Origin of the sequence: Klebsiella sp. HMSC16A12, from assembly GCF_001808265.1 — a bacterium.
Classification (GTDB): domain Bacteria; phylum Pseudomonadota; class Gammaproteobacteria; order Enterobacterales; family Enterobacteriaceae; genus Klebsiella; species Klebsiella pneumoniae.
The window spans coordinates 182,864-200,629 of record NZ_KV792647.1; the positions used below are offsets into that span (position 1 = coordinate 182,864).

13 protein-coding genes are annotated in these 17,766 nt (G+C 56.1%); 4 read left to right on the forward strand and 9 right to left on the reverse strand.

The features are described from left to right. Nucleotides 1–35: 35 nt before the first annotated feature. The 7 genes from HMPREF3140_RS24580 to HMPREF3140_RS24610 all read right to left on the reverse strand — a co-directional run bounded on the left by HMPREF3140_RS24580 (nt 36) and on the right by HMPREF3140_RS24610 (nt 8,936). A complete protein-coding gene (locus HMPREF3140_RS24580; RefSeq protein WP_032411196.1) occupies nt 36–2,300 on the reverse strand; it encodes a ComEC family protein in 2,265 nt (754 codons plus the stop codon). A gap of 205 nt (nt 2,301–2,505) precedes the next feature. After that, nucleotides 2,506–2,793: an integration host factor subunit beta gene (gene ihfB, locus HMPREF3140_RS24585; protein WP_002898165.1), complete on the reverse strand. Its 288-nt coding sequence runs from the start codon at nt 2,791–2,793 to the stop codon at nt 2,506–2,508. Between the two features lie 151 nt (nt 2,794–2,944). Next, nucleotides 2,945–4,618, reverse strand: coding sequence for a 30S ribosomal protein S1 (gene rpsA, locus HMPREF3140_RS24590; protein WP_002898162.1), 1,674 nt, complete (start codon nt 4,616–4,618; stop codon nt 2,945–2,947). Nucleotides 4,619–4,751: 133 nt separating this feature from the next. Continuing rightward, a complete protein-coding gene (cmk, locus tag HMPREF3140_RS24595; protein WP_070553147.1) occupies nt 4,752–5,435 on the reverse strand; it encodes a (d)CMP kinase in 684 nt (227 codons plus the stop codon). A gap of 174 nt (nt 5,436–5,609) precedes the next feature. Beyond that, nucleotides 5,610–6,893, reverse strand: coding sequence for a 3-phosphoshikimate 1-carboxyvinyltransferase (gene aroA / locus HMPREF3140_RS24600; protein ID WP_002898157.1), 1,284 nt, complete (start codon nt 6,891–6,893; stop codon nt 5,610–5,612). 73 nt (nt 6,894–6,966) lie between these two features. Continuing rightward, on the reverse strand, nt 6,967–8,055 hold the full coding sequence (gene serC, locus HMPREF3140_RS24605; protein WP_002898155.1) for a 3-phosphoserine/phosphohydroxythreonine transaminase: 1,089 nt from the start codon (nt 8,053–8,055) through the stop codon (nt 6,967–6,969). A gap of 188 nt (nt 8,056–8,243) precedes the next feature. After that, complete coding sequence (locus tag HMPREF3140_RS24610) at nt 8,244–8,936, reverse strand: DUF421 domain-containing protein (protein WP_002898152.1); 693 nt, start codon at nt 8,934–8,936, stop codon at nt 8,244–8,246. A gap of 115 nt (nt 8,937–9,051) precedes the next feature. Here HMPREF3140_RS24610 and ycaO point away from each other — a divergent pair, with 115 nt between their 5' ends. The 4 genes from ycaO to pflA all read left to right on the forward strand — a co-directional run bounded on the left by ycaO (nt 9,052) and on the right by pflA (nt 15,321). Next, complete coding sequence (gene ycaO, locus HMPREF3140_RS24615; protein WP_004150842.1) at nt 9,052–10,812, forward strand: 30S ribosomal protein S12 methylthiotransferase accessory factor YcaO; 1,761 nt, start codon at nt 9,052–9,054, stop codon at nt 10,810–10,812. A gap of 385 nt (nt 10,813–11,197) precedes the next feature. Continuing rightward, entirely contained in the window at nt 11,198–12,055 is an 858-nt protein-coding gene (gene focA, locus HMPREF3140_RS24620; RefSeq protein ID WP_002898150.1) for a formate transporter FocA, read from the forward strand. 51 nt (nt 12,056–12,106) lie between these two features. Beyond that, entirely contained in the window at nt 12,107–14,389 is a 2,283-nt protein-coding gene (gene pflB / locus HMPREF3140_RS24625) for a formate C-acetyltransferase (RefSeq protein ID WP_002898148.1), read from the forward strand. A 191-nt stretch (nt 14,390–14,580) separates the two neighbouring features. Then, on the forward strand, nt 14,581–15,321 hold the full coding sequence (gene pflA, locus HMPREF3140_RS24630) for a pyruvate formate lyase 1-activating protein (RefSeq protein WP_002898145.1): 741 nt from the start codon (nt 14,581–14,583) through the stop codon (nt 15,319–15,321). A gap of 162 nt (nt 15,322–15,483) precedes the next feature. Here pflA and HMPREF3140_RS24635 read toward each other — a convergent pair whose 3' ends face one another. After that, nucleotides 15,484–16,632, reverse strand: coding sequence for an MFS transporter (locus HMPREF3140_RS24635; RefSeq protein ID WP_004150843.1), 1,149 nt, complete (start codon nt 16,630–16,632; stop codon nt 15,484–15,486). A gap of 274 nt (nt 16,633–16,906) precedes the next feature. Continuing rightward, entirely contained in the window at nt 16,907–17,764 is an 858-nt protein-coding gene (locus HMPREF3140_RS24645) for a dimethyl sulfoxide reductase anchor subunit family protein (RefSeq protein ID WP_070553150.1), read from the reverse strand. Nucleotides 17,765–17,766 lie beyond the last annotated feature (2 nt).

Consider the following 17,766-nt stretch of genomic DNA (forward strand, 5'->3'; position numbering starts at 1 on the left):
CAATAAACCAGCTTGTGTTGAAATAGCCGCATATTCTACCCGTTATCGGCGGGCGCGCCAAACCACTGATGATACCAACGCGGTAAAACTTGATCCCGTAAGCTATGGATTTGCCACCCTTCTGCGGAAAAAACCACCGTTATCTGCCCCTGCTGCGGCGTGGCGAACCAGCGATAACCCCGCTGGCGGTAGCGCTGAACCACCTTGTACGAGGGCATCCGCCACGCATTGTAGCGCGAAGCGGAGGCCAGCGCGGCCGCGCCATCCACCCGGCGGACCAGCAGCGCGCTGGAGGAGGTATTGCTGCCGTGGTGGGGAACCTGAATAAGTGTAGACGTCAGATGCCGCCAGTAACGGCTGATCATCGCCTGCTCCGCCTGACGTTCTATATCGCCGGTGAGCAGGATGCTGGAGCGACCATCATCGATCCGCACCACACAGGAATGATTGTTACCCTTTGCCGTGCTGCCCGGCAGCGGCCACAGGGCCTGGAAGTTGAGTCCCTGCCATTGCCAGCGCTCACCGCGATGACATGGCAGATGATGCGCCCAGCCTAACGGGCTGCGCACCCACGCCTGCGGCCATGCCTGCAGCACTGAATCAAGGCCGCCGCGATGATCCAGATGTTCATGGCTCAGCATAATCCCTTGCAGCTGCAGATGGTGCCAGCGCAGCCACGGGATAATCACCTGTTGACCGCTATCACCCTGCGGCCAAGCCGGCCCGGTATCGTAAAGCAATGCCTTACCGTGACGCTCGATCACCATCGCCAGCCCCTGTCCGACATCCAGCATCGTCACCCGCCATTCGTCCGCAGGCGGTTGTCGGCTGAATGGCCGCGTCAGTAAAAACAGCACGCTGAGACACAGCGCCGGTGAATGCCGCCAGCTCTGAAAACGCCAGCCCATCACCAACAGCCACGGCAGGCTACTGATCCACAGCCAGCGAGCATCCAGCGTCAACCAGCCGTCCGGTAAACGTCGTAATCCCCAGAACAATACGGCCAGCACGCGATCGGCCGCCAGCCAGAGCAGCGACTCCACTATCTCCGGCCCCGAGAGATGCACCAGCATCGCGATCAGAATAAGCGGCACCGCCAACAGGGTGACTAACGGTACCGCCAGCAAATTAGCCGCCATCGACGTCAGGCTGACTCCATGGAATAGCAACAACTGCAGCGGCAGCAGCAGCAGCGTCACGCCAGCCTGCAAATGAACAAGAGCAATTATGGTCTTCCACGGCCAGCGCCAGCGGCCGGCAGGCAACGGGAGCCACTGGAACCAGAAGATAAGCCCCGCCACGGCGAAGGCAGATAGCCACAGGCTTTGCGACAGCACCGCCAGCGGGTCGGCAACCAGTATCGCTCCCAGACAGCAGAGCCACACCTGCCACGCCGTCCAGCGTTGACCCGACAAACGTAAAGCACAACAGACCGCAAGCCCTAAGCAAGTGCGCAGGGCCGGCGGCTGCATACCGGTCAGCCAGGCATAGCCGACGGCGCCGGCCAGCCCGGCCAGCAGCGGCAACCGCCAGCCAATCCAGCGGCCCGGGAGAATATACTGCACGCCGCGCAGCAACAGCATGATAAGAGAAGCCGCGAGAGCGATATGCAGACCCGAGATAGCCATCAGATGGGAAGTGCCCGTGTTCTGCATCAGGACCTTTATCTCCGTCGGCAGAGACAGCCGCTCCCCCATTCCTAATCCCAACATCACCGCGCGCCAGGGATAAGTCTGCAGTCGCCGGGTCAGCGACGTCAGATAGCGGGCGCGCAGACTGCAGCGGGCATCCAGCGCGGAAGCGGCGACGATCCCTCCGCTCAGCGGTCGGTGCTGCGCCAGCGCATAGCGCTGGCTGTCGAAGCCCCCGTCATTGAGCTGCCCGTGCACCGGGCGCAGGCGCAGCGTCATCAGCCAGTGTTGACCCGCACAGGCTGGCGCAGGTGCAAGTTCCCCGTACAGCGTTACGCCTACCGGGGGAAACAGATAGCGGCCCCGCAGGCGCACCATTTGTCCACGGTGCAAGGTCTGGCCATCCGTCTCGCTAAGGATCACTTCCGCTTGCCGGATGGCGCCGGTAAGGTGCCGGGTCGGCCACAGCGCCTGATGCGCGCTCAATACTCCCCAGACCACCAGCAGAAGCGTCATCGCCACTCCGGCGACGGCCCTTCCATGCAGACGAATCAGCGCCAGCGCCAGTGCGCTCGCGCCCGCCAGACTGCACGGGCCCGGCAAAACGGGTAGCCAGAGAAGCGGCAGCATTGCAATGATGGCGCATCCGGCAAGCCATGGTAGACGCATAAACACCTCCCTGTGAGTGGGCAGTGTTACGCAAAGCGGTGCTGGCGTCCTGGCGGCGAATTCAGGTTTGCGCGGCGCATTCCAGACAATCGCCTCGCTTGCAGCCGGGCACGCTTTTTTTGTGAGGATGGCCGTAAATGGCGGGCACAAAAAAAGCACCAGAAGGTGCTTTCTTTATCGTCAGGCAGGCTGCACGTCGTGCAACTCACCCTTCATAAATATTGGCGCGGTCACGTAATTCTTTCCCGGGCTTAAAGTGCGGAACGTACTTACCTTCCAGTTCGACTTTATCACCAGTTTTCGGGTTACGTCCGGTGCGAGGTGCTCGATAGTGCAGAGAAAAGCTGCCGAAACCGCGGATTTCAATGCGCTCACCTTGAGCAAGCGTTGAGGCCATATGTTCCAGCATTTCTTTAACAGCATCTTCCACCGCTTTCGCCGGAATGTGAGATTGCTGGCTGGCAAGTCTTTCAATCAATTCTGACTTGGTCATTATTCCTCCGGTTTCCTTCAAGGCAAAAATTAGCTAACAGCTTAAACAAGGGCGGCCGTAGCCGCCCTTTGTGCTTGATTACAGGACGAATCCTGCAATCTGTCAAGTAAACTCGTCGCTATTCAGGTTGTTATTACCTGAATGACAAAGATTACTCGCCTTTCGCTGCTTTGAACGCTTCAGCCATAGCGTTGTTGGAGAAGTTCGCGTCTTCCTGCTTGTTCACGGTAGCGATAGCGTCTTTTTCTTCCGCTTCGTCTTTCGCACGTACAGACAGGCTCACTACGCGGTTCTTACGATCCACGCCGGTGAATTTCGCTTCAACTTCGTCGCCAACGCTCAGAACCAGAGTTGCGTCTTCAACGCGGTCACGGGATGCTTCAGAAGCACGCAGGTAACCTTCTACGCCGTCAGCCAGTTCTACGGTTGCGCCTTTAGCGTCAACTGCAGTCACTTTACCAACAACGATAGCGCCTTTCTTGTTCAGAGCAACGTAGTTGTTGAACGGATCTTCCGCGAGCTGTTTAACGCCCAGGGAGATACGCTCACGCTCTGCGTCAACCTGCAGAACAACTGCTGCGATTTCGTCGCCTTTTTTGTATTCACGAACTGCTTCTTCGCCTGCAACGTTCCAGGAGATGTCAGACAGGTGAACCAGGCCGTCGATGCCGCCGTCCAGGCCGATGAAGATACCGAAGTCAGTGATAGACTTGATTTTACCTTCAACACGGTCGCCCTTGTTGTGGGTTTCCGCGAACTGCTGCCATGGGTTAGATTTGCACTGCTTCAGACCCAGGGAGATACGACGACGCTCTTCGTCGATATCCAGAACCATTACTTCCACAACGTCGCCAACGTTAACAACTTTGGACGGGTGGATGTTTTTGTTGGTCCAATCCATTTCGGAAACGTGAACCAGGCCTTCAACGCCCTCTTCGATTTCAACGAAGCAGCCGTAGTCGGTCAGGTTGGTCACGCGACCGGTCAGTTTGGTACCTTCCGGATAACGTTTAGCGATAGCTACCCACGGATCTTCGCCCAGCTGTTTCAGGCCCAGGGATACACGGGTACGCTCGCGGTCGAACTTCAGCACTTTAACAGTGATTTCGTCGCCAACGTTTACGATTTCGCTCGGATGCTTAACGCGTTTCCAGGCCATATCGGTGATGTGCAGCAGGCCGTCAACGCCGCCCAGATCAACGAATGCACCGTAGTCAGTGAGGTTCTTAACGATACCTTTGACTTCCATGCCTTCCTGCAGGTTTTCCAGCAGCTGATCGCGCTCTGCGCTGTTTTCGGATTCGATAACGGCACGACGAGAAACAACAACGTTGTTACGCTTCTGGTCCAGCTTGATGACTTTGAACTCAAGCTCTTTGCCTTCCAGGTGCAGCGTGTCGCGCACCGGACGAACGTCTACCAGGGAACCCGGCAGGAACGCACGAATACCGTTCAGCTCAACAGTGAAGCCACCTTTAACTTTGCCGTTGATAACACCGGTAACAGTTTCAGCGTCTTCGTAAGCTTTTTCCAGCGTGATCCAAGCTTCGTGACGTTTAGCTTTCTCACGGGACAGCAGAGTTTCACCGAAGCCGTCTTCTACTGCATCCAGAGCAACGTCAACTTCGTCACCAACCTGGATTTCCAGCTCGCCCTGGGCGTTTTTGAACTGCTCAGCCGGGATGGCGGACTCAGATTTCAGACCGGCGTCAACCAGTACTACGTCTTTGTCGATAGCAACAACAACACCACGAACGATGGAACCCGGGCGGGTTTCGATTTCTTTTAAGGATTCTTCAAACAGTTGAGCAAAAGATTCAGTCATGTTTAATCTTCAGGTTAATATTAACGTCCACCTGGCTCCGTGCCGGATGGGGTTGTTTCACATACCCGCTGACCATCCATTGCCGCGGGGTACTGCTATAATTCGGAGGCTTCGGCGCGTTACCGGTTAAGGCCTACGCAACGGCCAATTTTTCGCGCGCATATTGTAGCGCTTTTTCAATCACTTGCTCAATGTTTAGTTCGGTTGAATCGAGAACTAATGCATCGGCAGCCGGGACAAGCGGCGCCACGGCGCGATTTCGGTCGCGATCGTCACGCTCTTTTATCTCGGACAAAAGACGTTTAAAGTTAACATCAAAGCCCTTTTCCTGCAACTGCCGCATGCGGCGATGCGCCCGCTCGTCGGCCGAGGCATCGAGGAAAATTTTCACCGGCGCGTCCGGGAAAACTACCGTTCCCATATCGCGACCGTCGGCGATAAGCCCCGGCAGTTCGCGGAAGGCGCGCTGGCGGCGCAGCAGCGCTTCGCGAACGCGCGGAAAAGCCGCCACTTTCGAGGCCGCGTTCGCGACCTCCTGAGTGCGAATTTCGCTACTGACATCTTCCCCTTCCAGCACCACTTCCAGGTTGCCGTCAGTAGAAATAAAACGCACGTCAAGATGGGCAGCCAGGGGCACCAGCGCCTCTTCGGACTCCACGTCGACATGATGATGCAGCGCCGCCAGCGCCAGAACGCGGTAGATCGCGCCTGAATCTAACAGATGCCAGCCCAGCGCTTCCGCCATTGCCTTGCACAACGTACCTTTACCCGCACCGCCAGGCCCATCAATGGTGATTACCGGAATATTCGCCGTCATCTTTTTCTCCTTCAGCAAGGCGCATGGAATATAAACGCCGCGCATTATACGCATCAATACGCCGGAAAGTGAGCATTGCTTGTAAATTACGGACTACAGGAAATGAAAAGCAGAAGTTTTGCGCAATTATAGCGGGCTGACAGGATATCAGCCCGCGGGATGACAAAGTTTTACTCAGGCGAGGGTACTGATCCGCGCCAGCTGCTCAAAGTAGTCAGGGAACGTTTTGGCCGTACATTTGGGATCAAGGATGGTCACCGGCGTATCAGACAGCGCTACCAGCGAGAAGCACATCGCCATCCGGTGGTCGTTATAGGTGCCGATTTCTGCGTACTTCAACTTTGCCGGCGGGGTGATGCGGATATAATCTTCCCCCTCTTCCACCTCGGCGCCCACTTTACGCAGCTCGGTCGCCATGGCGAACAGACGGTCCGTCTCCTTGACCCGCCAGTTGTAGATATTGCGCAGGGTAGTGGTCCCTTGCGCGAACAGCGCGGCGGTGGCGATGGTCATCGCGGCGTCCGGGATATGGTTCATATCCATATCGACCGCCTTGAGCTCGCCGTGGGTGCAGGCGATGAAATCGTCGCCCCAGGTGACGGTGGCGCCCATTTTCTCCAGTACGTCGGCGAAACGAATGTCGCCCTGTACGCTGTTGCGGCCGATACCGGTGACTTTTACCGTGCCGCCCTTAATGGCGCCAGCGGCGAGGAAATACGAGGCCGAGGAAGCATCGCCTTCCACCAGGTAATCTCCCGGCGACTGATACTGCTGCTTGCCGCGCACCACAAATCGCTGATAAGACTGATTGTCCACCTCAACGCCGAAGGTTTTCATCAGGTGCAGCGTAATGTCGATATAGGGTTTCGACACCAGATCGCCCTTAATGACGATGACGGTATCCTGCGGCGCCAGCGGCGCGGTCATCAGCAGCGCGGTCAGGAACTGGCTGGAGACGCTGCCGTCAACCTCGACGTTGCCGCCCTGAAAACCGCCGCGCAGGCGCAGCGGTGGATAATTTTCCTGCTCCAGATAGTCGATCTGAGCGCCGCCCTGACGCAGGGCATCCACCAGATGGCCGATCGGACGCTCTTTCATCCGCGGTTCGCCGGTCAGCACGATATCGTTGCTGCCAAGGCACAGAGCCGCCGCCAGCGGACGCATCGCGGTACCGGCGTTGCCAAGGAACAGCTCCAGCGCCGCGGCAGAGCGCAACGGGCCGCCGTTGCCGGTCACTTCGCAGCGGGTGCGGTCGGCAGACAGGGTATATTGAACCCCCAGCGCACTCAGGGCATTCAGCATATGGCGCACATCGTCGCTGTCCAGCAGGTTGGTCAGCACCGTCGTGCCGCGGGCCAGGGCAGCCAGCAGCAGCGCGCGGTTGGAGACGCTTTTCGAACCTGGCAGGTTCACGGTGCCCTCTACGCGTGCGATGGGTTGTAACGTCAGGGATTCCATCAAACTTCACTCTCAAACAAACAGAATAAAAACCCCGCAGACAGGCCGCGGGGAGGAAGAAAGAAACAGGCGATTAACCGTGGCGGCGTTCGAAGTCCAGCATAAAGTCGGTTAACGCCTTCACGCCGTCCAGCGGCATGGCGTTGTAGATGGAAGCACGCATGCCGCCCACCACCCGGTGGCCCTTCAGCGCGTGCAGCCCGGCAGCAAACGACTCTTCGAGGAACAGTTTGTCCAGGGCGCTGTCCGCCAGCTGGAACGGTACGTTCATACGCGAACGGTTGGCCTGCGCCACATCGTTACGATAGAAGCCGCTGTTATCGATCACGCCGTAGAGCAGTTCGGCTTTCTGCTGGTTGATTTTATCCATCGCGGCAACCCCGCCCTGCTGTTTCAGCCACTTAAACACCAGTCCAGCCAGATACCATGCGAACGTCGGCGGTGTGTTAAACATCGAGTCATTCTCGCTTAACACGGTGTAGTCAAGAATTGACGGGCAGGCCACGCTGGCTTTGCCCAGCAGATCTTCACGCACGATGACCAGCGTCAGCCCAGCCGGACCGATATTCTTCTGCGCGCCGGCGTAGATTACGCCGAAGCGGTTGACGTCAATTTCGCGGGAAAGAATGGTGGAGGAGAAATCGGCGGTCACGATGACGTCGTCGCCGAAGTTCGGCGTCTCATCAATCGCGATACCGTCAATGGTTTCGTTCGGGCAGTAGTGCAGATAGGCCGCCCCCGGGGTCAGCTGCCACTCGCTCATCGGCTTCACAGCGCGCTTGCCGTCGACGGTGATTTTCGCGTCGATAACGTTCGGCGTGCAGTATTTCTTCGCCTCTTTGACCGCGCTGGCCGCCCAGTAGCCGGCGTCCACATAGTCAGCGACCTTTTTATCGCCGAGGATGTTCAGCGGGATCCCGGCGAACTGGCCGCGGCCGCCGCCGTGGCAGAATAAAACTTTATAGTTGGAAGGGATGTTCAGCAGAGCGCGGAAGTCCTGTTCTGCCTCTTCTGCCACCTGGATAAACTCCTTACCACGGTGACTGATCTCCATGACCGACGTCCCCAGACCGTGCCAGTCGCACAGTTCCTGCTGCGCCAGTTTGAGTACTTCCGCCGGCAGCATTGCCGGGCCCGAACTGAAGTTATAGACCTGAGCCATTTCCCCTCACCACGTTGCTATGTTGTTTTGCCCGCGAACCGCCGCGGGCATAAGTTATTCCTGTGGCTATCGGTTTTATCATTCAGTGACACGGTCCGCAATGGCTAAAACTCGCCGACGGTAAAACGCGGCCGCCGTCACACAACAGAATCTATCGGCTTGACGTAATAAAACCGACATATTTGCTGTCAGGTAAGCCGTTTCGCCCGGCTGGCCTTCGACCATTCTGCATTTGCGCAGCGCGGACATATTCGTTTTTCTCCCGCCTGCATCGCCATTACGATGCTGCAGCGCACGCAGGCATAGATCCCCTCTTGCGGAATGGTGGTATAGCGTGTGGTACAATGCGCTGGAAGGATCGATAATCCGGCCCTCACCTCTTCATCGGGATAATAAAACACGCTGATCTGCCCGTTGGTTTCGAGGATTGCCAGCCGGACCTGGCCAAGCTGCTCGACGCTGTTGACCCGCAGCTCCATAAAAAATTCGAATTCGGTCATGTTTTCCGCATGCAGCTTCTCCCAGGCCAACTGCCCCTCTTCCACCACTACGATAGGTTTCCCCTCCAGTAGATCCTCCAGCTTTTCGCTATGCCCCATCAGCCACATAATGCCGCGATACAGTAGCGCCAGCGTAACGAAGACCACCAGCACCGGCAGCAGCGGCACATCGTCATAAAACGCCACGTCACCCGCCGCCGAGCCGAGGGTCAAAATAATCAGCACCTCGAACAGCGACATCTGCCGCACGCCGCGCCGTCCGGTAATCTTGAGGAAAATAAAGACCAGAACGAAGGTATAGAGGCTGCGCAACGCCACCTCCGCCAGGAATTCCACCGGTACTTTATCGAGCGCCATCCGCTGCCAGTCAAAGGCTTTCATTTTCCATCTCCCTGTGTATTAAAGATGCCTCTAAGCATAGCCAGATGATGGAGATAGCACCTGTCAGATAAAAGCCGTATCATTGCGCGCTTTCCGTACGACAAAAGTGATCGCCATGACCCAAACGTTTATTCCCGGCAAAGATGCCGCCCTGGAAGATTCCATCGCTCGCTTCCAGCAGAAATTGCTCGACCTCGGATTTGATATCGAAGAGGCCTCGTGGCTGAACCCGGTGCCGCACGTGTGGTCCGTTCACATTCGCGATAAAGCGTGCGCGCTGTGCTTTACCAATGGTAAAGGCGCCACCAAAAAGGCAGCCCTGGCCTCCGCGCTGGGCGAATATTTCGAACGTCTGTCCACTAACTATTTCTTCGCCGACTTCTGGTTAGGCGACACAATCGCTAACGGCCCGTTTGTTCACTACCCGAACGAAAAGTGGTTCCCGCTGACTGAGGATGATGAAGTCCCGGAAGGTCTGCTGGATGCCCGCCTGCGCGCGTTCTACGATCCTGACGATCAGTTAACGGCCAGTATGCTGGTGGATCTGCAGTCGGGTAACGATGAGCGCGGCGTGTGCGGTCTGCCTTTTACCCGCCAGTCCGACGGCGAAACCGTCTATATTCCGATGAATATTGTCGGTAACCTGTACGTCTCCAACGGCATGTCCGCCGGTAACACCCGCAACGAAGCGCGGGTACAGGGTCTGTCAGAGGTCTTTGAACGTCACATTAAAAACCGCATCATCGCTGAAAGCATCAGCCTGCCGGAGATCCCGGCGGAAGTCATGGCGCGCTATCCGGGCGTCGTGGAGTCGATCGCCAAACTGGAAGCTGAAGGTTTCCCGATCTTTGCCTATGATGGCTCGCTCGGCGGCAAATATCCGGTTATCTGCGTCGTGCTGTTTAACCCGGCTAACGGCACCTGCTTCGCCTCCTTCGGCGCCCACCCGGACTTTGGCGTGGCGCTGGAGCGAACCGTCACCGAACTGCTGCAGGGCCGCAGCCTGAAAGACCTCGATGTCTTCACGCCGCCAACCTTCGATGACGAAGAGGTCGCCGAGCACGCGAACCTCGAAACCCACTTTATCGACTCCAGCGGCCTGATCTCCTGGGATATGTTCAAGCAGGACGCCGACTATCCATTCGTTGACTGGAGCTTCTCTGGTACTACCGAAGAAGAGTTCGCCACCCTGATGGCCATCTTCAAGGCCGAAGATAAAGAAGTGTACATCGCCGACTACGAGCACCTGGGCGTTTACGCCTGCCGTATCATCGTCCCGGGGATGTCGGACATATACCCGGCGGAAGACCTGTGGCTGGCGAACAACAGCATGGGCGCTCATCTGCGGGACACCATTCTGTCCCTGCCGGGCAGCGAGTGGGATAAAGAAGATTACTTGGCGCTGATCGAGCAGATGGACGATGAAGGTCTGGATGATTTCACCCGCGTTCGCGAACTGCTGGGGCTCGCCACCGGAAAAGACAACGGCTGGTATACCCTGCGCGTCGGCGAGCTGAAAGCGATGCTGGCCCTGGCCGGCGGCGATCTGGAACAGGCGCTGATCTGGACCGAGTGGACCATGGAATTTAATGCTTCGGTCTTCAGCGCGGAGCGCGCGAACTACTATCGCTGTCTGCAAACCCTGCTGCTGCTGAGCCAGGAAGAAGAGCGTCAGCCGCTGCAGTACCTGAACGCCTTCATCCGTATGTACGGCGCCGACGCGGTCGAAGCCGCCAGCGCGGCGCTGAGCGGGGAAGCGCCGTTCTATGGTCTCCAGGCGGTCGATAGCGATCTGCAGGCCTTCCCGGCCCATCAGTCGCTGCTGAAAGCCTATGAAAAACTGCAGCGGGCGAAAGCGGCGTTTTGGGCAAAATAAGCCCAGCTTGCGCCATCGTTAATGCTTACAACGGAGCCCTCAGCGGCTCCGTTATTTAACCCTGAGAAAGCGCCTCCTATAATTTGTAGTTGTAAAGTTAATCAATGTTAAATAACGCCATTTCATCATTTATCAATTGTTAAATTTAATAAAAATACTCCATTTTAATTAACTCAAAAATGGGGGTAAAAAAGAAAAAATTCAACATTATTTATAAAATTTAAAAATTATTTTCTCTATACATTTCATCAAGTTACTGATAATTTCAATAAAAACCACACACTAGAAAGGCATATAGTTCCGGTGAGATATGATCTATATCAATTTCCCTTCTATAATGCTTTGTTAGTATCTCACCGCCAACTTATATAAAGAGAGAGTTAGTGTGAAAGCTGACAACCCTTTTGATCTTTTGCTCCCTGCCGCGATGGCGAAAGTCGCCGAAGAAGCAGGTGTCTATAAAGCAACGAAGCATCCGATGAAGACGTTTTATCTGGCGATCACCGCTGGCGTTTTCATCTCCATCGCTTTCGTATTCTATATCACCGCGACCACCGGCACTGCCGCGATGCCTTATGGGATAGCCAAACTTATCGGTGGGATCTGTTTTTCTCTGGGTCTGATTCTGTGCGTTATCTGCGGCGCTGACCTCTTTACCTCTACGGTACTGATCGTGGTGGCCAAAGCCAGCGGTCGAATTACCTGGGGGCAACTGGCAAAAAACTGGCTCAACGTCTATTTTGGTAACCTGGTGGGCGCGCTGCTGTTTGTGCTGCTGATGTGGTTATCAGGCGAATATATGACTGCCAACGGCGGCTGGGGGCTAAACGTTCTGCAGACCGCCGACCACAAAATGCACCATACTTTTGTGGAGGCCGTGAGCCTGGGTATCCTCGCTAACCTGATGGTTTGTCTCGCCGTATGGATGAGCTATTCCGGTCGTAGCCTGATGGATAAAGCGATGATCATGGTCCTGCCGGTAGCGATGTTCGTTGCCAGCGGCTTTGAGCACAGCATCGCCAACATGTTTATGATCCCGATGGGTATCGTAATCCGCAACTTTGCAAGCCCGGAATTCTGGACCGCCATCGGTTCGACTCCGGAAAGTTTCTCTCACTTGACCGTTATGAACTTCATCACTGATAACCTGATTCCGGTAACTATCGGGAACATTATCGGCGGGGGTCTGCTGGTCGGGTTGACATACTGGGTCATTTACCTGCGTGGCAACGACCATCACTAAGGGTTGTTTCAGGCAGTAAATAAAAAATCCACTTAAGAAGGTAGGTGTTACATGTCCGAGCTTAATGAAAAGTTAGCCACAGCCTGGGAAGGTTTTGCGAAAGGTGACTGGCAGAATGAAGTCAACGTCCGTGACTTTATTCAGAAAAACTACACCCCATATGAAGGCGACGAATCCTTCCTGGCTGGCGCGACTGAAGCGACCACCAAGCTGTGGGACACCGTAATGGAAGGTGTAAAACAGGAAAACCGCACTCACGCGCCTGTTGATTTTGACACTGCCCTGGCTTCCACCATCACCTCTCACGACGCGGGCTATATCGAGAAAGGTCTGGAAAAAATCGTTGGTCTGCAGACCGAAGCGCCGCTGAAACGTGCGATCATCCCGTTCGGTGGTATCAAAATGGTTGAAGGTTCCTGCAAAGCGTATAATCGCGAGCTGGACCCGATGCTGAAAAAAATCTTCACAGAGTACCGTAAAACTCACAACCAGGGCGTTTTCGACGTCTATACCCCGGACATCCTGCGCTGCCGTAAATCCGGCGTGCTGACGGGTCTGCCGGATGCTTACGGTCGTGGTCGTATCATCGGTGACTACCGTCGCGTTGCGCTGTACGGTATCGACTTCCTGATGAAAGACAAATTCGCCCAGTTCAACTCTCTGCAAGCGAAACTGGAAAGCGGCGAAGACCTGGAAGCGACCATCCGTCTGCGTGAAGAAATCGCTGAACAACACCGCGCACTGGGCCAGATCAAAGAGATGGCCGCTAAATATGGCTATGACATCTCCGGTCCGGCGACCACCGCTCAGGAAGCGATTCAGTGGACCTACTTCGGTTACCTGGCTGCCGTGAAATCTCAGAACGGCGCGGCAATGTCCTTCGGTCGTACCTCCAGCTTCCTGGATATCTACATCGAGCGTGACCTGCAGGCGGGTAAAATCACCGAGCAAGACGCGCAGGAAATGGTTGACCACCTGGTCATGAAACTGCGTATGGTTCGCTTCCTGCGTACCCCGGAATATGATGAACTGTTCTCCGGCGACCCGATTTGGGCAACGGAATCCATCGGCGGTATGGGCGTTGACGGCCGTACTCTGGTGACCAAAAACAGCTTCCGCTTCCTGAACACCCTGTACACCATGGGGCCGTCTCCGGAGCCGAACATTACTATCCTGTGGTCTGAAAAACTGCCGCTGAGCTTCAAGAAATTCGCCGCTAAAGTGTCCATCGATACCTCTTCTCTGCAGTATGAGAACGATGACCTGATGCGTCCGGACTTCAACAACGACGACTACGCTATCGCATGCTGCGTAAGCCCGATGGTTGTTGGTAAGCAAATGCAGTTCTTCGGCGCTCGCGCTAACCTCGCGAAAACCATGCTGTACGCTATCAACGGCGGCGTGGATGAAAAACTGAAAATGCAGGTTGGTCCGAAATCTGAACCGATCAAAGGCGACGTCCTGAACTTCGACGAAGTAATGGATCGCATGGATCACTTCATGGACTGGCTGGCTAAACAGTACGTCACCGCGCTGAACATCATCCACTACATGCACGACAAGTACAGCTACGAAGCCTCTCTGATGGCGCTGCACGACCGTGACGTTATCCGCACCATGGCGTGTGGTATCGCTGGTCTGTCCGTTGCTGCTGACTCCCTGTCTGCTATCAAATATGCGAAAGTTAAACCGATTCGTGACGAAGACGGTCTGGCTATCGACTTCGAAATCGAAGGCGAATACCCGCAGTTTGGTAACAACGACCCTCGCGTCGATGACATGGCCGTTGACCTGGTTGAACGTTTCATGAAGAAAATTCAGAAACTGCACACCTACCGCAACGCTATCCCGACTCAGTCTGTTCTGACCATCACCTCTAACGTGGTGTACGGTAAGAAAACCGGTAATACCCCAGACGGTCGTCGCGCTGGCGCTCCGTTCGGTCCAGGTGCTAACCCGATGCACGGCCGTGACCAGAAAGGCGCAGTAGCCTCTCTGACCTCCGTCGCTAAACTGCCGTTTGCTTACGCGAAAGATGGTATCTCTTATACCTTCTCTATCGTGCCGAACGCGCTGGGTAAAGACGACGAAGTTCGTAAGACCAACCTGGCGGGTCTGATGGATGGTTACTTCCATCACGAAGCGTCCATCGAAGGTGGTCAGCACCTGAACGTGAACGTCATGAACCGCGAAATGCTGCTCGACGCGATGGAAAACCCGGAAAAATATCCGCAGCTGACCATCCGTGTATCTGGCTACGCCGTACGTTTTAACTCCCTGACCAAAGAACAGCAGCAGGATGTTATTACCCGTACCTTCACTCAGACCATGTAATTCCCTGTCTGACTGAAAAGGCGTACAATAAAGGCCCCACATCAGTGGGGCCTTTTTAACAAGCATTCCCCGCCCCAGCCTGCTTTGCCAGTTATCTATACTTTGGGTACCTGTCAAAACAGACTCGACGCAGCCGCTGAGCTGCGCACCAACACGGCCCCGGATGGGCCACATCTGGAGAAAACACCGCAATGTCAGTTATTGGTCGCATTCACTCCTTTGAATCCTGTGGCACCGTTGATGGCCCGGGCATCCGCTTTATTACCTTTTTCCAGGGCTGCCTGATGCGCTGCCTGTACTGCCATAACCGTGACACCTGGGATACCCACGGCGGCAAAGAAATCACCGTTGAAGAATTAATGAAAGAGGTGGTGACCTATCGTCACTTTATGAATGCTTCCGGCGGCGGCGTCACCGCCTCGGGCGGTGAGGCGATCCTGCAGGCGGAGTTTGTTCGCGACTGGTTCCGCGCGTGTAAGAAAGAAGGCATCCACACTTGCCTGGATACCAACGGCTTCGTACGTCGCTACGATCCGGTTATCGACGAGCTGCTGGAGGTAACAGACCTGGTGATGCTGGATCTCAAGCAGATGAACGATGAGATTCACCAGAACCTGGTGGGCGTTTCTAACCATCGTACGCTGGAATTCGCCCAGTATCTGGCGAAGAAGAATATCAATGTCTGGATCCGCTACGTGGTGGTTCCCGGCTGGTCAGACGATGATGATTCCGCGCACCGCCTGGGCGAATTTACCCGCGATATGGGCAATGTCGAAAAAATCGAGCTGCTGCCCTACCATGAGCTGGGTAAACACAAATGGGTAGCGATGGGCGAAGAGTACAAGCTGGACGGCGTCCATCCGCCGAAGAAAGAGACCATGGAGCGGGTAAAAGGCATCCTTGAGCAGTATGGTCACAAAGTAATGTACTAATCCCGCCCGGGCCGGTGATGCGCTTATGCCGGCCTGCAACGGCGTGGGAAGCTGTGTCCGCCCCGCCGTTTCATTCTCATGAAAAACGACTTGTCCTCTCTGCGGCAGTAAGCCTATGCGATTGCAGCAGATGACGCGCAGCATGCGCTGCGCGTTGCAGGGTCAGGCGTGCGCCACCGGCGTCGGATGATGCCCGGCTTTGCGCAGCAGGGTCAGCAGATAGATAAACGACACGCTGGCGATCATGATAAACAGCAGGTTGTCTGAGAAGTTCTGCATCAGCATCGCCGTCAGGGTCGGGCCCAGCAGGCTGCCGATGGTATAGCTCATCAGCAGCGCCTGATTCATCGCCACCAGCTGATGGTGCTCCACTTTTTCACAGGCCCAGGCCATCGCCACCGGATACAGCGTGAAACCAGATGCCCCAAGCACAAACAGCGCCGGGGCCATTGCCGCCTGACTAAGCATCGCCAGACATCCCAGAATGACCACAAAGACCTGTACCCGCAGCACCAGCAGGCGACCGTAGCGGTCTGCCAGGCGCCCTACCGGCCACTGGCCGAGGATCCCCGCACTCACCATCACCGCCATCCAGAAGCCGATGCCGGAGTCGCTGACGCCCTGATGGTTCAGCCACAGCGGCATCAGGCCATACAGCGAGCCGAGGACAATCCCCGAAATAATACAGCCATTGACCCCGTGGCGCGCCTGGCGCAGCTTCAGCATCGGCCAGATACGTACCGTTTCATGCGGCTCTTCTGCCTGCCCCATAATGCGGGTAAACAGCAACGGCAGGATCGCCGCCAGCGCCAGGCCGGTCACCCACGGCAGGACGCTCATTAAATCGGTGGGTAATTTACTGACCATCAGCTGGCCCAGTACGGTACCGACGTAATAGACCATCATGTACGCCGCCAGCAGACGACCGCGACTGCGGGAAGTGCCGCTGCAAACCAGCGCGCTTTCCACCACCACCCAGATCATCGCGCAACCTACGCCGGCGATAAAACGCCAGCTCAGCCATGTCCAGAAGCCAACGGTGATCCCCAGCCCTACGCAGCCGACGGCGAAAATTAACGATGCGAGATAATAGCTACGGTTAAACCCCAGGCGCTTGATCACCCAGCCGGCCAGCAACGTACCGGCCAGGTTGCCGGTAAAATAGGATGACCCCACCATGCCGACCTGCCAGGTTGGCATGTTTTCATGGGCGAGCCAGAGCGGGACGAGCGTATTCAGCACCGCTATCGCCAGGGTCAATAAAAGCAGGCCACAGAGCAGCATTTGCACTGGCCGGGTGTAGATGGTCATGGGTAAAAACCGTGAGGAATGTTCAGATCGCGAGCGCATCATGCCACTGCTAAAAACATTGTCAATCCACCTGAAATCAGGCGTGACGCGGTTTTGTCGGCTACGATAGAAGTTTTTTATCCAGAGGATGGAAAAAGGTGAGACAACAGATAATACGCTATTGTTTTTGCTGGTTTATTAATAAATGCCGAAGTTAATTTCAGTTGAAAAATTTCATCTATCGACAGCACGTTTTCATCATACCGGTGGTTAGGCACCGGCATGATGGAGGTGGTTAACTGGCGACAGCCATCCCAACGGTCATATGCAGGCCATAGAATATGCCGCGGCCGATCATCTCTCCCGCCAGTATCAGAACAAAGGCCAGGCCGAGCAGCGAGACCGCCGGTTTGCGGCCGCGAATCTGCGGCACGCACCAGCAGGCCAGGGCCAGCAGCACCACGCGCCAGGCCATAAGCAACCCGTAATCCGGCACCAGGGCGGAGGCCTGCTGAACTGAGCTGCGGATGGTGGCAAGTTCACTTCCCTGCATCACGACCACCATAATACTGACCAGCAGCGCCAGCAAACTAACCACCGGCAGCAGGCGCAGCGCCCAACCATCGACGCCTGCGACGCGCAGCAGCAGGTAGCCCAGCAGTGGACCGCCGATAAACAGCGTCAGGAAGAAGCTCAGCGGCGTCCAAACGGTGTACCAGGTCGGCACCGTGTCGATGGTGTTGTATACCCGCACCATCATCCACACGAAAATCACGCCCAGCACCATGGTCACCACCAGCCACAGGCTCCGCAGGCCGGCAGGCAGCTTTTTGCACACGGCCAGCAGCCAGCCAATTCCGCCGACGGCGAAGAAGATCGCCCCGCTGGCTATTTCATTACTCAGCGACGAGGCTCCCACGCGATTCAGCGAATTAAAGGCCCGCAGCGGCGAGCCAAGGTGCATCGTCGAGGCAATAAACCCGATCCCCATCAATACCCACAGTCCGAGCATGCTGCCCACCACGCGCTGCTCCTGCTCACGGGAAAGCTTGCCTGTCATCAGCGCCAGCGCCAGAACAATAAAGCCGCCTACGACGCACTGGCCGAAGACCGTAAAGACCATCAGCGGCCATTCATGCCATCCGTTTCCCATCT